Raw genomic sequence first — 16732 nt, forward strand, 5'->3', positions numbered from 1 at the left:
TATGACCTAGGTGATTAATATTCGTGGTCATCATCATCTTCGTCTGTATCCACGATTGCGCCAGATGATGCATGGATTTCAAGCTCAACGGTTCCTTCGTTGGTGAGTACCTTTACCTCGTAGATGAACTGTCCATCTTCCTTATCCAATTTAGAAGACAAAAGGGTACTCCCGGACACGTGTTTAAGCGCAATTTGCCCAGCCTGCTTTTCAGTCAGGGTGATGTGATTTGGCTTGTTAAGGATGGACTCGTCATTCGAGTCATGATCAAGCTCAGAATGGGAACGGATGGTTTGCCCAGTATAAGCATCAACATCTATATCCCAATCTTTATCTCCTTGTTGGAGATCCACCTCATAGTAGACCTTTCCGTTTTTGCGCTCCAGTTCGACATCTTCAACTTGTGCATTATTCCCCACAGCTTTCTTGGCAATGTTGGCAGCGGCGGTCGCTCCAATAAGACCCGTAGGTTTAGCGGCCCATACGGCACTCGCTGAGACACCCGTAACCGTAACTCCAAGCAGAACCGTGGCTGCCATAATTCCTAATGTATAATTTTTTTTCATTACATCATTCCTCCTTGTGCTATAAGCATGAATACAGCTTATCTCTTGAACATGAGAGGAACATAATAGAATCATGAGAAAACCATGAGAAACATGAGCTAAGATGATCGTCAAATCGTCATGATTCGTCGTGCTCCTGTTTTTCTTTTTCCCAAGTTATAGAGTCAATAGAGCCCGATACTGCATTGACCTGTACTACTGCTTCACGCCCATCTTTTACCTCAACCTCAACCAGATAGTAGAGGCCTTTGTCGTTGCGATGAAGCTCAATATCATCGGATGTTCCGTTAACTGCTTGGGCAGCAAGCTTGGCTGCTTCTTTCTCCGTAATGACGAGAGAAGCTGGGTCAGGTTTATTAGTTGGATTCGATGTGTCTCTGGTTGGTGAGGTACCGGGCTTGTGGTCCTGGGGCTCCTGCTTCGCATCTGTATAAGCCTGTGCCCGCTTAATGGATTCGATGACACTGTTATAGGCATTGGCCTTTATGTCGTACTTGCCTTTAGGGTGTTCCAGCCTGATCAGATAAAAATCACCCAAGCGTTGGGATTCCAGCACCTCGCCGGGATACTGATGCAAAATGGATTGGATGACGGCCTTTTCTTCCAATGGAGAAGCAGCTAACGACCGTGCCCAAGGCCACTGTAAAAGACAAATTGTAATCAATACAGACGCCAGCGTACCCCCAATCATCCACACATAGATGGCTTTCATCGTTATTCCCTCCTTTGGCTTATTATTTTGGAACGATAGGGAGGATAATCGTCGCAGTTGTTCCGCTTCCCTCTACACTTTCTAGCCCAATTTCAGCATGTATAGCTTGTGCAATTCCTGTAGCCAATGATAGACCCAGCCCAGCCCCACCATCCTCGCGGCTTCTGGCTTCATCCACACGATAGAAGCGGTCGAATACTTTAGATAACTTTTCTTCCGGGATTCCAATTCCTTGATCTGTGATTCTTATGCAGGGTTGAGCTGTACCGCCCACCGTATCAATCATCAGGTGTATCGGCTCGTCGCTGTATTTGCGTGCATTATCCAAAAAGATAAAGAGGAGCTGCTTCAGCTTATTTTCATCGGTATAGCCAATGCAGTCTGCCTGTACATCCAGTTGAATTGGTCGGGCGAACGCATTTTCAAAGGTAGTCTTTAATTCTGTCGCTATCCTAGTCAGGCGTACAGGCTTCAGCACGACATTCCACTGTTCTTCGTTTCTGGCCAACAGAAGAAGCTGCTCTGCCATGTCCTTCATTCGGATCGCCTCGGAATGGATCGCTTCAACGGATTCGGCAAAAATCTTGGGATGCTGCAACCCCCGCCGTTTGAGCAGGCTGGCATAACTTTCAATAATGGTGAGCGGTGTCTTCAATTCATGGGACGCATTAGATACAAATTGTTCTTGCCTGACGAAATTCCGCTCCAGCAGTTCAATCATGTCATTAAATGTTTCCCCCATTTCGACCAGTTCGTCGCGTGATGACGAATTGAGCGGAAGACGTTTAAATTTCCCGCTGCGCTGAATTTCTTTCATCGTACTAATCATAGATGTAATTGGACGTGTAATCAGTCTGCCGAGCAGTCTTCCCGATACCACGACAGGAATGAGCGCAATGCCAGTGACAGCAACAAGTACGATTCTGAGTACCTGGAGCGTCTGCATCGTCGGTTGCAGACTTTCGATCACCTGGAGATTGACAACCTCGCCATTGGTCCAAATCATGGGGAGCGATACAAGAATGTAACGGTTGCTTTCATAGGTAATCATGCGAACCTGCCGTGTTTCATCAAAAACGCCCTTCATCAAGCTAAGAGATTGCTCGGAAGAAGAGGTGATAGGGGGAAGAAAGTCGCCTTCTGGTTTCATCAGCCGAAGCATGCCATCCAGCGGCACATAGGCCCGGAGAAGATCCTCAGCGGCTACGGATACCGGAGCGCGTTGAATGCCGCGAATCATGTTCTCTGCTGTGGCCTCTACCTGATCTTTTCGACTGTCTATCGAAAGTTGGCTGAATAGGAAATAGACTGAGAAATTAATGGCCACAAGTAAAATCCCGAATAATAACGAGGTATACGTATGGATTTTGTTTTGTAGCTTCATAAGGATTCCTTCAGAACATAACCAATTCCGCGTACAGTATGGATCAGCTCAGGGAGCTGGCGCGTAGGGTCGATTTTATTGCGCACGTAGCGAATATACACATCGACCACATTGGTATCGCCCATATAATCTATGCCCCATACGTTCTCCAGTAATTGTTCACGGCTAAGTACCTGCCGCTGATGTCGGAGTAAATGAACGAGCAAGTCAAACTCTCGCGGTGTAAGCTCAATGTTGTGCTCTCCCCGAAGAACTTCACGAGTACCTTCATGGAGACGTAAATCCCCAGCACTAAGCCATTTATCTACCACATGTGGAGCCATGTCTTTCGTTGCACCTACTCTGAGTGCGGCCCGTACACGTGCAAGCAGCTCTTCGATCACAAACGGTTTGGTAACATAATCATTGGCTCCCAAATCGAGTCCCTCGACCTTATCTGCAATGGAACTTTTAGCCGTCAGCAAAATGACAGGAACGTTCGCATTATGCTTACGAATCCTCCGAAGTAGCTCGATGCCATTGAGACCGGGAATCATAATATCCAGTAACACTAGATCCCAATTGCCTTTGCAATACGTCTCCAGCCCATCAATTCCATTTTTTTCTTTACATACTTGATAGCCTTCAAATTGAAGTTCGATCTCTAGAAGCCGGGCAATCTTTTCTTCGTCTTCTACGATCAAAATAGATTGTTTCATGATCATGCCCTCCTGTAGGCGAATAGCCGATACGGAAGTATTTTAGCATATACGGACAGGTAAGACACTTCAAAGCACAGGGCAGTGAGGGAAGAGATGTTTATACTGCGTCATATTTCCTTGACATTAAAAAGGGACAAAGTGTAACGATAGCGCTATGGAAAGTTGCAGTAACATAAGTTCAGGCCGCGGGCTTGCCCTTTGTCGCCAGGAGCGTAAAATAAAATGAAGCGAAAGCAGGGAGGGCAGGACATGGATAAAAAAATACTGATAGCGGACGATGAGGCAAGCATTCGAAATGCGCTGGCTTATGCGTTAAAGCGAGAGGGTTTTTTGGTGGAAACCGCCGTTGACGGGGAGGACGCCTTGGAAAAAATACGTTTGTTCCATCCGGATGTGCTCATATTGGATGTGATGATGCCCAAACTGGGTGGATATGAGGTGTGCCGCCGTTTGGAAAGTCGGAAGGGCATCGGTATTTTACTGCTGACGGCCAAAAACGATATCGTTGATAAGGTACTCGGACTGGAGCTGGGTGCGGACGATTTTATGAGCAAACCGTTTGATCTGAGGGAGCTGCTCGCTCGTATTAAAGCATTGGTACGGAGACTGGAGCGAGAAGGAGCACCTGCCCCGGAAGGAACAGAAATGGTACTCGGCCCATTACGGGTACGTCCGTCCAGCCGAACAGCTGAACTTGGAGCCATAGCGCTGGATCTGACCCCCAAGGAGTTTGATGTGCTGGCGCTGTTGGTATCTCATGCCGGAAGGGTGTATACACGGGACGAGCTGCTGGAGCAGGTATGGAGCTTCGATTATGTGGGAGGAACGCGGACGGTGGATATTCATATCCAGCGTTTGCGCAAGAAGCTTGAGCCGCATCAGGCGATATTGCAGACCGTGTATGGTATCGGCTATAAGGCAGAGAAAATGACGTGAACGAACATCATTCACTCCATCAGCAAGGAAACTTGCGGTCCACCGACCAGCAGAAGCGCAAATGCAAACCTACAGGCTTGAGCCTGCGTTGGAAATTTCCGCTGGTACTGGCGGCTTTGCTGCTGTTTACTGTCGGTGTGCTGAGCTGGCTCGTGCTTACTGGTATTCGCGCTAACCAGACAGATCAAATGGAACGCAGCTTAAAGCGTCAGGCCGAAATTGTAGAAATGCGTGTAAAACAGTCTTACCTGTTGGGAGTGCGCCAATCACCGGAAGACTTTATGAAGAAGCAGGCACCTGGGCTCGCAGTGGAACTGGGCGTATCCAGTAATATGCGCGTTATTTTATATGATGGTCAGGGGCATGAGGTTGGCAATTCTCTACCGCTGGCTTTTAGAACAGATGTCAGCCAGGCGCTCTCCTATGCGATCCAAGGCAAAATTGCATACATTACGGAAGGAAGCGCAATCACTTATTTGGCTCCGCTTCAAGGTCCGGACGGCTTACTGGGAGTGGTACAGCTTCACAGCTCAATAGAAGCGCAGCAGCAGTTCTACCGGGCCATTGCCCACTTGTTTCTATGGACGGGGGGTGCGGTGCTGGTATTGAGCTTTATCTTAGGTTTAGGCTATGTCAGCCGCCAGACGAGGGACATCGGAAGACTGACTCGCGCTTCTGAACAGATATCGGCAGGGCATTATCCGGAAGCCAGACTGCTGCGGCGGCAGGATGAGCTGGGAAGACTGGATGAAGGAATGCTCCAGATGAGCCATGTGATCCGGGAGAGCATTACCGCGCTGGAAAACGAAAAGCTTCGGCTGGAAGAAGCGGTTCAGCGTTTGAGAGAGCTAGAGCAGCAGCAAAAATCCTTTATTGGAAATATCAGTCATGAACTAAAGACCCCGTTAACCTCTATTCAAGCTTATGCTGATTTACTGGATATGTATGGGGATGATCCTGAACTGGTGCGTGAAGCGAGAGAAAGCATCAGTAAGGAAACAAAACGGTTATACGAGCTTGTCGAGGACTCGCTGCGGCTATCTGTGCTGGATAAATATGATTTTGAATTGCATACGGAGGTTGTGGAACTGCATTCGTTACTGGAAGATGCGGGGAGCCGTATTCGAGGAAAAGCGGCAGCGCGTAGACTGGATTTTTCGATAGATACCGTTCCAGCCCAGGTGTGGGGAGACCCTAAGCATCTGATGCATATTGTACTAAATTTGCTGGATAATGCAGTAAAGTATAATCAAGACGGTGGATGGATTACGTTGTCGAATCGGGTAGAACAGGACACTGTGATTGTGTATGTACGCAATTCCGGTCCGTGGATTCCTAGGGAGAAATGGGACATGATTTTTGAGCCGTTTGCTACTTTAAGTCGTGATCGATCTCGTCAGGACAGCGGTACGGGACTCGGTCTTCCTCTGGCGCGCAGACTGGCGGAGCGCATGGGGGGAGAGTTGCAGCTTACAGCTTCAGATTATAGTAGCTTGGAAAATGGAAACGGGCATACGAATGTAAGTGGAAATGAATTTTCGCTTAGACTCCCTCTCTTGGTTCACGATAGCTCCCTGTAAACGGCCGATTGTTAGCACAGGGCTAGAATGGTGTCTTGTTTACAACTTGGAAACAATTCGATGTATTCATGAGATGTTCGGGCATTAAACTGGGGGTATCGTTAACAAGGAGGCCGTTGTACATGATAAAGAAAAACATAGACAGCTATGGACAAAAGAACGGTTCCTCTCATCGCGAAGATTCCCGTACAAGAATTTTCAGACAGAAAGCCACTGGGCTGCTTATGACCGGCTTAATCGCCGGAGGATTGCTCAGCGGTTGCGGCATGAAGAGCGCAGGAGAGACAAATCCAGCATTCGGTATGAAACCGGGCCAACAGCTTACTGTGATTGACACGGATGCAGCCCAGAAGCAAGTAACGGACGAGCTGGTAGTATCGTCTATCGACAGGCTGGGGGATGTATACGCGAGGTCTTGGCTGAGTGACGAAGAGCTGATTGTGGAGCGTAAAACCCAGCTGTGGATTCATAATGTAGAGACAGACAAGGAGCGGATTTTAACACCAGGTCGTAAGGCTCCACAGTTACTTGCTGTGGTATCACCGGATCAGCGCCATGTCTTCTTTACTGAAGGTAGCCCCAACAGCAAATATGATATTCAGGGCTACATTTTGGAACTAAGCAGTGGTAAGGTTACATCGATTGGCAAGCTGGATATAACTAATAAAGTGAGTTGGAGCGATGAGAATCATCTCATTACAGGCACACCGGATGGTAAAATCCGACTGATTGGTCTGGACGGCAAAGCTGAAGAATTGAATTTTCAAGATCCGAATCGCTCTGAATTGATGTCTCATGTTGAAAAAGTGGGTAACGCCATATTTTATACAGGCAGTGATAAACAAGGGTATCCAGTGCTGAATCGGTTCACCCTTAATCATCCTCAGGCTGTGACCATTGCAGAGGGTGCCATGTCCTTTGCCGTGTCGCCTGACGGTAAGTCTATTGCCATTGAAAAGCGGAAATGGAATACATCCGAACCAGCCCGTATGATCATTTTGGATGAACAGGGTAAAGAGAAAGGAATTGTCGGGCAAGGTACTTTAATGAGTCGTGGAAGCTGGTCCAGCGACGGGTCCAAGCTTGCTTTTTCCATTTATGATGAGGATCAGCAAGGCATGAGAGGGCTGTATGTATTTGACCAGTCCACGGGTAAAACCACTCCGGTTACGACCAATATCCAATCCTATGACAGCCCAACGGTATGGAGCCCATCCGCCCGGTTTTTATCCATGTACCAGAACATTTCGGAAGGTGGAAAACAGCTCAATCAAAGCTATATCGTCGAATTTAAGGAAAAGTAGTAAAAGGCGTATATCCGTTTGTTCGGAATGCGCCTTTTTAAATGCAGACTGGCTATTGATTTTATATGAGAATCAATTTCATAACTCATTAAAGTTTGATGGTTGTAACTAGAAATAGACAAATTAAAACATTTTGATCTATATCTAGTTTTAATTGAAGCAGCTAGAGGTATTATGAAATTGATGCATGACTATACAAATTTACGATGATGCTTCTTACCGTCATATGAGAATAAGGCGAGCTTACCCTCAATCATCGTTTCCAAATGAACGGTGCGCCCCCACAGCTGATATACATACGGAAGCGTGCGCTCCATATATTTTAAATCTAGCTCAATGCCTTCGTACTGGTGCTTGAGCTTCAACTCGCCCGTATGCAGGTAATCTCCATCCTCGACGACGATATAAGGGGAGCCTCCATTCACACGTGAAAACACGAGCTGATCCCGTATGTTTTCCCAGGATTTATCGGTAATTTTCCAATCAGGTCCTCGTTTCTCAAACACGTACAGATCCAAATCCTCTGTCAGCTTCTTGGTCATGTAATTGCGTATAAAAGAGGTGTCTGAGTCAAACTCTCGCACCTCGAACATTTTAGCTCGACCCTCGCCCGGTTTGCGCCCTTGTCGCTCTTGCTCCTCACGGGTTGGGTTATCCCAACGTTTTTCAATATCCTCAAATATTTTCAGTCCCAAATAGTACGGGTTCAGGCTTTGCTTGGAAGGCTGTACGACAGAAGCGTTCAGCATCGCAAATTCAACGGTTTCCTCCCCGGTCAAATCCAGTTCCCTGACAATCCGCTGGTGCCAATAGGAGGCCCAGCCTTCATTCATGATTTTGGTCTCCATTTGGGGCCAGAAATATAGCATTTCGTCCCGCAGCATCGTCATAATATCTCGCTGCCAGTCCTCCAGTACCTCGGAGAATTCCTGAATAAACCAGACGATATCTTTTTCAGGTTCCGGTGGGAACTGGCGTACCTTAATACCCTCGGTCTCGGCCGAATCATGCTGCTTTACTGTGTCCAGTGACCACAGATCATCGTAAGGTCCGATGGGACGCTGGTGTTTTTTGGGTTCTTTTTGCTCCTTGATTTTGAGTTCCATATAGCGCTGTTTATCCAGATGCCTTGGTTTGATAAGCTGTGGGTCTACATGCTCCTGTATCGCCAGTACAGAGTCAATGAAGGATTCAACAGTCTTTGAACCATATTCCATTTCATAGCTGTTGATTCGATCTGCTGTGGCCGACATACTCTCCACCATATTGCGATTAGAAGCTGAAAAGCGGGCGTTGTGTTTGAAAAAATCACAGTGTGCCAGTACATGAGCGACAATTAGTTTATTTTGCACCAAAGAATTTCCTTCCAGCAGGAAGGCATAGCAGGGATTGGAGTTAATGACCAGCTCATAAATTTTGCTAAATCCAAAATCGTACTGCATTTTCATCTTGTGAAACGTTTTTCCAAAACTCCAGTGGCTGAAGCGCGTGGGCATACCATAGGCTCCGAACGTATAAACAATATCCGCCGGACAAATCTCATATCGCATCGGGTAGTAGTCGAGCCCGAATCCATCTGCAATCTCCATAATTTCTGATATCGCATATTCTAGCTCCTTCTGGTCGGTGCTCATCCCACCGTTCCCCCTTCCCGTTTGCGAAAAAAAGTGCGTAAGGCTTGGTATACCTCACCTTTTTCCTTGATGACATAGTACATAAACTGATCCTTCTTAATATTCTTGTAGGCTGACATCAGCGTGCTGCTGCGATTATATTGATTCACTTCGCCATAGCCGAACATATTGCTCCGCTTTATAAGTTCCTCGATTAGCTTCACGCACCGCTCATTGTCCGAGGTCAGGTTATCGCCATCCGAGAAATGGAAGGGATAAATATTGTAGCTGGAAGGAGGATATCGTTTGTCGATAATCTCTAGTGCTTTCAAATAAGCGGAAGAGCAGATCGTGCCGCCACTTTCTCCGCGGGTAAAAAATTCTTCTTCCGTAACCTCTTTAGCCTCGGTATGATGCGCGAGAAAGACAATTTCCACCTTTTCATACTGACGGCGCAAAAAGCGGGTCATCCAGAAAAAGAAGCTGCGAGCACAATATTTTTCAAAAGCGCCCATTGAGCCTGAGGTGTCCATCATGGCTATAATGACCGCGTTGGATTGGGGAATAGTCTTCTCTTCCCATGTCTTGTAACGAAGATCGTCCGGACTAATATGATGAATGCCCGGTTTCCCTTCACGGGCGTTGCGGCGTAGATTTTCGAGAATGGTTCGTTTCTTGTCAATGTTCGCTTGCATGCCTTTTTTACGTATATCATTGAACACGATAGATTCAACCTCAATTTGATCCTTGTCTTTTTGCTGTAAATTCGGCAATTCCATTTCCTCGAACAGCATATCTTCCAGCTCTTCTATGCTGACTTCCGTTTCCATAATATCGTGTCCCGGCTGGTCGCCGGCTTTCTCACCTTTACCAGGCTTCTGGGAGGCAGAATCACGCCCGATGACATCTCCCACCTGACTATCTCCATCCCCTTGGCCTACATGCTTTTGCTTTTGATAGTTATAAATGAAGCGATATTCATCCAGGCTGCGAATCGGCACTTTAATAATCTGTTGACCGTCCGACATAATAATATTCTCTTCCGTTATCAGATCGGGTAGATTTTGCTTAATGACATCTTTGACCTTCTGCTGATGACGTTGCTGGTCCTGGTACCCTTTGCGATGCAGCGACCAATCTTCGCGGGATACGACGAATGAATATGGCTGGCGTGGTTCCGGCATTATTAGGCACCCCCCAAGTGGATACACGGCACAGTTTGGCCTTGTTGGTTATTAAGTATATTCACGGGGATGAACGATATGTGATGGAACTCGATTTAAATTCTGCCCGTTTGCTTTTATAATGAAAGTAAAAAATGTAAAAAAAGAATGGAGAACCTTGGGTTATGGAAGAAATTGCAGTACTTATAGTAGACGATGAGCAGGGATTGCGGGATATGCTGACAACGGTGTTAAAAAAAGAAGGGTTCCTTCAAGTTAAGCACGCTGCGACAGGTCGGGAAGCGCTGCAAGTCGTGATGGAATCGAATGTGGATGTGATTGTACTTGATGTTATGCTGCCTGATAGCGATGGGTTTGAGATATGTCGTCAAATGCGTCTATATACGGATGCCCCTATTCTTTTTTTGACGGCAAGAGATACAGATCTAGACAAATTAATGGGGTTCGGTATCGGAGGAGACGACTATATTACCAAACCGTTTAACCCGCTGGAAGTCGTTGCCCGTATGAAGGCACGAATGAAATATCGGAAAGTTTCGACAGTGGCCATGAAACCGACCTTACGCACTTTAGATTTTGGATATTTTCGACTGGAACTGGAATCCGGTGTGTTGTATGTGGAGGACAAGCAGGTCGAGTGTCCGGCACGTGAATGGCTGCTGCTGGTATTTTTGTGCAAGCACCCTAACCGTATTTTCAGTGTACGGCAGCTTTACGAGGCGATATGGAGCGAGGCCTTCTTGGGTGATGAGAAGACCGTAGTGATTCATATCTCCCGTTTGCGGAAAAAAATAGAACCTGATCCCAAGCACCCGCAATCTTTAATCAATGTAAGGGGGCTTGGTTATAAAATGATGTCAGTCAAGATGGAGGAATGAGGATGAACTCTCTGGTTAAGATGTCCTTCCGTTTTATGAAAGTAACGTTATGTTTTGTACTGGCCTATGTCCTATGTTTTGTTATTTGCACGATCTTATATATTTTTATAAAAAGTATATTTGGAGCATCTCAAAATATAAATATTAATCTATTCTGGACAGGACTTGGTATCGTGCAGAGTGTTGTGTTCATAGCTGCCTACGGATGGTATATAGGCAAGCCTTTGGTGTATGTAATCAAATGGATTGGAAATATTGCTACGGGGGAATTCCAAGCACCGCTAAGTGAACTGGAACTACCGGAGCGCAAAAAAAATCAGAAAAATAGCTATAAACCTCCGTATCAATTGTATAAAGAAGTTTTTGAACAAATGAACATCTTATCGTCTCAATTGCGCAGCAATGAGGAAGAGAGAGTGGAATTAGAGAAACGAAAACAGCAGTGGGTAGCAGGTGTCAGCCATGATCTCAAAACACCATTATCCTATATTGAAGGATATGCGGCCATGCTGACTGCTCAAGAGTATGATTGGTCCGATGAAGAAAGAAGAAGCTTTAGTATGAGTATCAGTGAGAAAGTGACTGAAATGAAGCAGTTGATTCAGGATTTGAATGCTTCTATGCAGCTTAAGGAAAGTCCATTGCCCGTCCAATTGGAGAAGGAGGACATTGTGGAGTTTCTCCGTAGTGCAGTCATAGATATCGCTAACCATCCTTCGGCTGAGCAATACGAATTTTCTTTTACGTCCATGGAGGCGACTTGTATTATGTCCTTCGATAGCAAGCTATTAGGTAGAGCGCTGCAGAATTTTTTGATTAACGCAATCATTCATAATCCTCCAGGTACACATGTTTCCATGGAAGTAAACAAAGCGAACGATAAGCTTCATATTTCTATCGAAGATGATGGAATAGGAATGAATCCCAATAAGTTCATGCAGGTATCTCACTCCGAAGGGCATGGAATACCTATTGCCAAAAGCTTTATTGAGGCGCATAACGGAACGCTTCATATCCTTTCAGGCAGTAAAGCGGGTACTAGGATGGAGATTTCACTGCCGCTAAACATCTAACTTTTTAACATCTAACCTCACATTTTGGAGTTTGCTCGGTTTTTTTTGCCTGTTGTTTAGGGACTGTTTACCTGATGTTTACTTTACTTCAGTAAACTGTATGTAACTTAAGCTTCAGCATTGGAAGTCGAGAGGAGATCAGGAAATGTCTGAATATGTAATACATACACAGCAGCTAACTAGGCGTTTTGGAAAACGAGAATTTGTAAAACGAATAAATCTCCAGGTACCCGGACAACAAATTTATGGATTTTTAGGACCTAATGGGGCGGGTAAAACAACCACGATTCGTATGCTACTTGGGCTGATTAAATCCACCTCCGGAGAGATTGAGATTTTTGGGAAAAAGCTGAAGGATCAGCGTATGGAAATATTAAAAGATGTTGGTTCCTTGGTTGAATCACCTGCCTATTATGCCCATTTATCCGCATATCGAAATTTAGAAATCGTTACAACCATGCGTGGACTGCCGACCCGAAGAATTCATGAAGTGCTGGATTTAGTGAGATTAGCCAAGGATGCGTATCGTCCGGTAAAGGGATATTCCTTGGGGATGCGACAAAGACTGGGGATTGCTATGGCGCTTATTGCCAACCCCAAATTATTGATACTTGATGAACCGACGAATGGTTTGGACCCATCTGGTATTCAGGAAATTCGGGAGTTAATTATGAGCCTCCCTGGTGCTTACGGAATGACGGTACTGGTTTCGAGCCATTTATTAAGCGAAATTGAGCAGATTGCAACCTATGTAGGAATTATTAATCAGGGTGAAATGATCTTCCAGGGAACGATGAAGGAACTCACCGCCAAAAGCAAGCCTCAATTATTCATTGAAACCCCAGATCCTGTTCTGGCTGCCGGTGCACTGATTCAGCATGGATGGACAGCTGGAGCTGAATCGATTGAACAAAATGAGGTCGTGACTCCTATTGTAGATCGGCAACAATCTTCGGAGATGATCAAGGTGCTTGTGGAACACAATCATCCCATTTATCGGGTCACAGAGAAGAAAAAAACATTGGAGGAGATATTCCTGGAGCTGACAGGTAAGGAGCGAAGCTTATGATACTCCGGGTTATAAAGTCAGAGGGGCTTAAGCTGAAGAAAATATGCTGGTGGATTCCTCTTATACAGGGGTGTGTACTTACAGGCATGACTGCCGTGGAATGGTATCTTTACTTTCGGCAAGGACCAGGAGGTGTCTATGCTGGTTTTGCCGTTATGTTTATGTTCCTTTCGTTTGTGATGCTGCTTGGCGGTACACTTTTGGCGAGCATTATGGCCGGTACAGAGCATGATACTCAAACATGGAAGCAGCTTATGGTCATGCCTGTTCCCAGAAGCTATATCTATTTATCCAAAATCGTATGGATCGTGATTCTACAGTTGGGTACCGCCTTGATCACTGTAGCAGGTATGAGCCTCATCTGGGTGTTATATACAAACGAACCCATTCCTTGGCGGATCATGCTATTACAGCCGATTAATGCAAGTTTGGCTACCCTACCAGTACTTGCAATTCAACTTTGGCTGTCTACACTTTTCACTAATCAGGCATTCCCATTAGCGTTTGGTATATTCGGCTCTATTGCAAGCTTGTTTTTGGCACGCACAAGTATTCTGTGGATTAAAATATTGCCTTGGTCGTACCCTGCCCTATCAAGTCCTCTAATGAAGGAACACATGATTTGGGTAATCGTTGCTTTAAGTGCGGGAGTCATCTTTACGGGACTTGGTACATTACAGTTTACCAAGCATGAATTCAAATAGAGAGGAGAAGATACATGGGCTCTATTTTACGCGTAGAGACGATAAAGCTTCAATGGATCATGGTATGGATTCTCATTATATTGGATGCGGTCATAAATTCTTTAATGGGAGTCCTCGAGCTGAACGATTTGAAACAGTTTTTTTCGCCCAGCTGGTTAACTTTATATACGTATTCAGCGCAATTTCACTCTATGTTTTTTTATCCGCTCTATTGTGGGATTATCGCTTCTCTTTTGTGTGCGTATGAGCATCGGGATGGGGGATGGAAGATTTTATTAAGCAGCCCGTATCCTCGTCAGCAAATTTATTATGCAAAATATATATTGCTCATTCTCATACTGGGTCTTGATCAGCTTATATTTATATTGGGCTATTTTGTAAGTGGAAATATAGCAGGTGCTCCAGGAGAAATCCCTTGGTCTGTCGTTCTTTCTACCGGCTTGGGAGGGTGGATCGGGATTTTTCCCCTGGCAGCACTACAGCTTATGCTCTCGATAAAAATTCGGAATTTTGGAGCTTCTCTGGGGATGTCTATTTGTTGTGTGGTTCCTAATATTGTCATAACAGGCTTTCACTCTTCCATAGGTGCGTGGTTTCCTTTTACGATTCCTTATTATATTATGATGCCGCAAACAGCGACTTATGCACCCAGAGTTGAGCCTTACAGCCTCGGATTGATTGTCATTTTTACGTTTTTAGCCTATCTGTATGGTGGGAGAAAGATGTTTGTGAATAGGGATTGGTTGTAGTTAGGATATCATGAGGATGTAATCCATAACTATCCGCTTTAAGCGATCCTTTTAGTCGACAAGTTAATTGAAATAAACAATGATTACAAAAATAACGACAAAATCTTGCGGAAAAATTGCGTTGTTTACTTTCAAATCAGATAGTAATATATAGAAGAAAGAGCACTCCTTTTGGAAAAAATGTGAAAATAAAAAAGTTTTAAATAATATTATAGGATACTTATAAGGGGTTGGTATATTGGATTATATATTGAATTGTAATAATGTTACAAAGAAGTATGGTAGTAAAAAAGCTCTTGACTCATTAACTCTTTCAATAAAGCCTGGAACTATCTTAGGACTTCTTGGTCCCAATGGAGCAGGGAAAACGACATTAATGAAACTCATCGTATCTCTGCTGAGGGATTATAGAGGTGAGATTCGTATTAAAGGTTTGAAGCCTAGTGTTGAAACGAAGAAGATCGTTTCTTATTTGCCTGACAGAGAATTTCTTTACCAGTGGATGACCATCGAGCAAGCTATTGCTTTTTTTGAACATTCTTTTGTCGATTTTAACCGAGGTTTAGCATACAAAATGGTGAAATCATTGGGTTTGGATATAAACGACAAAATTAAATCTTTATCTAAAGGAATGCAGGAAAGATTAAGTATTTCCTTGGCTTTTGCAAGGAAAGCAACGCTGTATATTTTGGATGAACCTTTGGCGGCTGTGGATCCTTCTACACGGGATAAGATTATACAAATTATACTTGATAACTTTGATCCTACTAGTGCGGTTATTATAAGTACTCACTTAATTAATGATGTTGAAAAATTATTTACTGATGTAGCATTTGTGAATGACGGAAAGGTACTGCTACAAGGAAATGTAAAAGATATAAGAGACGAATATGAACAGTCTATAGAGGAAATATTCAAGTCTATGATCTAAGATGAGGAGGATTAATTTTGCGAGTTTCATCTTACAACGAATATTTGCTATTAAATGATTCTGATGAGGAAAGTTATTTAATTTATAACAGCTTATCGAATGGATTCGGTGAAATACATAAGGGTTTGTATAATGCCTTAATTCAAAAAGATATGGACTATCTTGAACATTGTGCAGAGAAAGAACAATTACTTCAAGGTCAGTTCCTATATGTAGGGCCTATAAAAGAACTAGACCAGATAGAGGAACAGTTCAAAATAGTTAGACATCAGAATGAGACCTTGAATTTAACTATTTTGCCTACATTTAGCTGTAATTTTAGATGTTCTTATTGTTTTGAAAATTTGACGTCTAAATCAGGGAAGAGAGCTTTTTCTCAAAAAATACAGAATGAAATTCTGACTTATATAGAAAAGTCAATTGAAGAATTATATTTTAAACGCATCATTGTGAATTGGACAGGTGGCGAACCATTACTTGAATTTAAAAATATAACCAGTCTTATGGAGCGTATAAACTTTATCGCTAATGAAAATAAAATATCTATTGATCATTTTATGGTAAGTAATGGATACTTACTTACACCTGACCGGGCTAAGAAATTGAAAGAATTAGGTGTTAAAAGAATCCAAATTACAATAGATGGATCAAAAAAAAGCCACGATCAAAGAAGAATATTAGCTAATAAAGAAGGCACTTTTGATAAGATAATAGAAAATATTAATAAATCATGTGAATTTATCCATATTACGATTAGAACAAATGTGGATTTGGATAATATTCATTTTATGAATGAGTATATGGAATATATGGGGAGGCAACTTTTCAAAGAGAAAGTAAGCATTTATTTTTCAGCAACTACTGAATATAGTGCAGGGGGGTGCGTCAGTAACAGCAGTTGTTATGCGAATAAAGATTTTTCAAAGGTAATAATAAAGTTATACGAAAGCGCATTAGAAAAAGGGTTGAATATATCTTACTATCCTCAGTATGAACCGGTTGCTTGCGCAGCAATCGCAGCTAACTCTATGGTCATTCAGCCAGATGGAGGTATTCAGAAGTGTTGGAATACTGTTGGAAATAAGAACTATTTAATTGGACATATTAGCGAAAATTTTAGTATTGAACAACTTAATTCAAATGCTTAGTTTTAACTTTCGTCATCAATAAATCTGGAAAATTTAACTATAGCTATTAATATATTTGAAAGGAGGTGAGTTGAATGCGGTGGATTGTAAAACCTCAAAAAGTAATGAACTCTGTAACTCCTGCATTTTGTCTTGTAGATAACAAAAATTCTTGTGTCTTGTATGTTTAAACAAAATCTTCTGTATTACCGCCTGTTTTT

The 16732-nt window shown here is 43.7% G+C and carries 16 protein-coding genes; 10 read left to right on the forward strand and 6 right to left on the reverse strand.

What is annotated here, in order from left to right:
• Window positions 1-14: 14 nt before the first annotated feature.
• From MLD56_RS07855 to MLD56_RS07870, 4 genes are all read right to left on the reverse strand, one after another.
• On the reverse strand, window positions 15-566 hold the full coding sequence (locus MLD56_RS07855) for a PepSY domain-containing protein (protein WP_029516525.1): 552 nt from the start codon (window positions 564-566) through the stop codon (window positions 15-17).
• Window positions 567-684: 118 nt separating this feature from the next.
• Window positions 685-1278: a PepSY domain-containing protein gene (locus tag MLD56_RS07860; protein WP_029516526.1), complete on the reverse strand. Its 594-nt coding sequence runs from the start codon at window positions 1276-1278 to the stop codon at window positions 685-687.
• Between the two features lie 22 nt (window positions 1279-1300).
• Window positions 1301-2662, reverse strand: coding sequence for a sensor histidine kinase (locus MLD56_RS07865; RefSeq protein WP_029516527.1), 1362 nt, complete (start codon window positions 2660-2662; stop codon window positions 1301-1303).
• The gene (locus MLD56_RS07870; protein ID WP_029516528.1) at window positions 2659-3360 is read right to left on the reverse strand and encodes a response regulator transcription factor; all 702 of its coding nucleotides are present in this window, start codon (window positions 3358-3360) and stop codon (window positions 2659-2661) included. The genes MLD56_RS07865 and MLD56_RS07870 overlap by 4 nt, the downstream gene beginning before the upstream one ends.
• Window positions 3361-3612: 252 nt before the next feature.
• Between MLD56_RS07870 and MLD56_RS07875 the strand changes: the two genes are divergently transcribed.
• The 3 genes from MLD56_RS07875 to MLD56_RS07885 all read left to right on the forward strand — a co-directional run bounded on the left by MLD56_RS07875 (window position 3613) and on the right by MLD56_RS07885 (window position 7183).
• Window positions 3613-4299, forward strand: coding sequence for a response regulator transcription factor (locus tag MLD56_RS07875; protein WP_029516529.1), 687 nt, complete (start codon window positions 3613-3615; stop codon window positions 4297-4299).
• Window positions 4296-5879 carry a sensor histidine kinase gene (locus tag MLD56_RS07880; RefSeq protein ID WP_029516530.1) on the forward strand — a complete coding sequence of 528 codons (1584 nt, stop codon included), beginning with the start codon at window positions 4296-4298 and terminating at the stop codon, window positions 5877-5879. Before MLD56_RS07875 ends, MLD56_RS07880 begins: the two co-directional genes overlap by 4 nt.
• Window positions 5880-6001: 122 nt before the next feature.
• On the forward strand, window positions 6002-7183 hold the full coding sequence (locus MLD56_RS07885; protein WP_029516531.1) for a TolB-like translocation protein: 1182 nt from the start codon (window positions 6002-6004) through the stop codon (window positions 7181-7183).
• Window positions 7184-7374: 191 nt separating this feature from the next.
• On the opposite strand, the gene MLD56_RS07890 is transcribed toward MLD56_RS07885, so the two are convergent.
• Together MLD56_RS07890 and yhbH are read right to left on the reverse strand one after the other, a co-directional pair.
• Window positions 7375-8817: a SpoVR family protein gene (locus MLD56_RS07890; RefSeq protein ID WP_029516532.1), complete on the reverse strand. Its 1443-nt coding sequence runs from the start codon at window positions 8815-8817 to the stop codon at window positions 7375-7377.
• Window positions 8814-9980, reverse strand: coding sequence for a sporulation protein YhbH (gene yhbH, locus MLD56_RS07895; RefSeq protein ID WP_029516533.1), 1167 nt, complete (start codon window positions 9978-9980; stop codon window positions 8814-8816). The genes MLD56_RS07890 and yhbH overlap by 4 nt, the downstream gene beginning before the upstream one ends.
• Before the next feature lie 164 nt (window positions 9981-10144).
• Here yhbH and MLD56_RS07900 point away from each other — a divergent pair, with 164 nt between their 5' ends.
• The 7 genes from MLD56_RS07900 to MLD56_RS07930 all read left to right on the forward strand — a co-directional run bounded on the left by MLD56_RS07900 (window position 10145) and on the right by MLD56_RS07930 (window position 16532).
• Window positions 10145-10858, forward strand: a complete 714-nt coding sequence (locus MLD56_RS07900; RefSeq protein ID WP_029516534.1) for a response regulator transcription factor — start codon at window positions 10145-10147, stop codon at window positions 10856-10858.
• Between the two features lie 2 nt (window positions 10859-10860).
• A complete protein-coding gene (locus MLD56_RS07905; protein WP_029516535.1) occupies window positions 10861-11931 on the forward strand; it encodes a sensor histidine kinase in 1071 nt (356 codons plus the stop codon).
• A gap of 145 nt (window positions 11932-12076) precedes the next feature.
• Window positions 12077-13000, forward strand: coding sequence for an ABC transporter ATP-binding protein (locus MLD56_RS07910; RefSeq protein ID WP_029516536.1), 924 nt, complete (start codon window positions 12077-12079; stop codon window positions 12998-13000).
• A complete protein-coding gene (locus MLD56_RS07915; protein ID WP_025723953.1) occupies window positions 12997-13704 on the forward strand; it encodes an ABC transporter permease in 708 nt (235 codons plus the stop codon). Before MLD56_RS07910 ends, MLD56_RS07915 begins: the two co-directional genes overlap by 4 nt.
• Window positions 13705-13718: 14 nt before the next feature.
• A complete protein-coding gene (locus tag MLD56_RS07920) occupies window positions 13719-14453 on the forward strand; it encodes an ABC transporter permease (protein ID WP_029516537.1) in 735 nt (244 codons plus the stop codon).
• A gap of 238 nt (window positions 14454-14691) precedes the next feature.
• Window positions 14692-15384 carry an ABC transporter ATP-binding protein gene (locus tag MLD56_RS07925; RefSeq protein ID WP_029516538.1) on the forward strand — a complete coding sequence of 231 codons (693 nt, stop codon included), beginning with the start codon at window positions 14692-14694 and terminating at the stop codon, window positions 15382-15384.
• A gap of 17 nt (window positions 15385-15401) precedes the next feature.
• Window positions 15402-16532, forward strand: a complete 1131-nt coding sequence (locus MLD56_RS07930; protein ID WP_029516539.1) for a radical SAM protein — start codon at window positions 15402-15404, stop codon at window positions 16530-16532.
• The last annotated feature ends 200 nt before the right edge of the window (window positions 16533-16732 follow it).

The sequence above is a fragment of the Paenibacillus peoriae genome (assembly GCF_022531965.1).
Taxonomy (GTDB): Bacteria; Bacillota; Bacilli; order Paenibacillales; family Paenibacillaceae; genus Paenibacillus; species Paenibacillus polymyxa_D.

What these genes read in the sequence shown, in the direction of transcription:
- MLD56_RS07855 (WP_029516525.1), bottom strand. Translation starts at nt 566, where the DNA reads ATGAAAAAAAATTATACATTAGGAATTATGGCAGCCACGGTTCTGCTT.
- MLD56_RS07860 (WP_029516526.1), bottom strand. Translation starts at nt 1,278, where the DNA reads ATGAAAGCCATCTATGTGTGGATGATTGGGGGTACGCTGGCGTCTGTA.
- MLD56_RS07865 (WP_029516527.1), bottom strand. Translation starts at nt 2,662, where the DNA reads ATGAAGCTACAAAACAAAATCCATACGTATACCTCGTTATTATTCGGG.
- MLD56_RS07870 (WP_029516528.1), bottom strand. Translation starts at nt 3,360, where the DNA reads ATGAAACAATCTATTTTGATCGTAGAAGACGAAGAAAAGATTGCCCGG.
- MLD56_RS07875 (WP_029516529.1), top strand. Translation starts at nt 3,613, where the DNA reads ATGGATAAAAAAATACTGATAGCGGACGATGAGGCAAGCATTCGAAAT.
- MLD56_RS07885 (WP_029516531.1), top strand. Translation starts at nt 6,002, where the DNA reads ATGATAAAGAAAAACATAGACAGCTATGGACAAAAGAACGGTTCCTCT.
- MLD56_RS07890 (WP_029516532.1), bottom strand. Translation starts at nt 8,817, where the DNA reads ATGAGCACCGACCAGAAGGAGCTAGAATATGCGATATCAGAAATTATG.
- yhbH (WP_029516533.1), bottom strand. Translation starts at nt 9,980, where the DNA reads ATGCCGGAACCACGCCAGCCATATTCATTCGTCGTATCCCGCGAAGAT.
- MLD56_RS07900 (WP_029516534.1), top strand. Translation starts at nt 10,145, where the DNA reads ATGGAAGAAATTGCAGTACTTATAGTAGACGATGAGCAGGGATTGCGG.
- MLD56_RS07905 (WP_029516535.1), top strand. Translation starts at nt 10,861, where the DNA reads ATGAACTCTCTGGTTAAGATGTCCTTCCGTTTTATGAAAGTAACGTTA.
- MLD56_RS07910 (WP_029516536.1), top strand. Translation starts at nt 12,077, where the DNA reads ATGTCTGAATATGTAATACATACACAGCAGCTAACTAGGCGTTTTGGA.
- MLD56_RS07915 (WP_025723953.1), top strand. Translation starts at nt 12,997, where the DNA reads ATGATACTCCGGGTTATAAAGTCAGAGGGGCTTAAGCTGAAGAAAATA.
- MLD56_RS07920 (WP_029516537.1), top strand. Translation starts at nt 13,719, where the DNA reads ATGGGCTCTATTTTACGCGTAGAGACGATAAAGCTTCAATGGATCATG.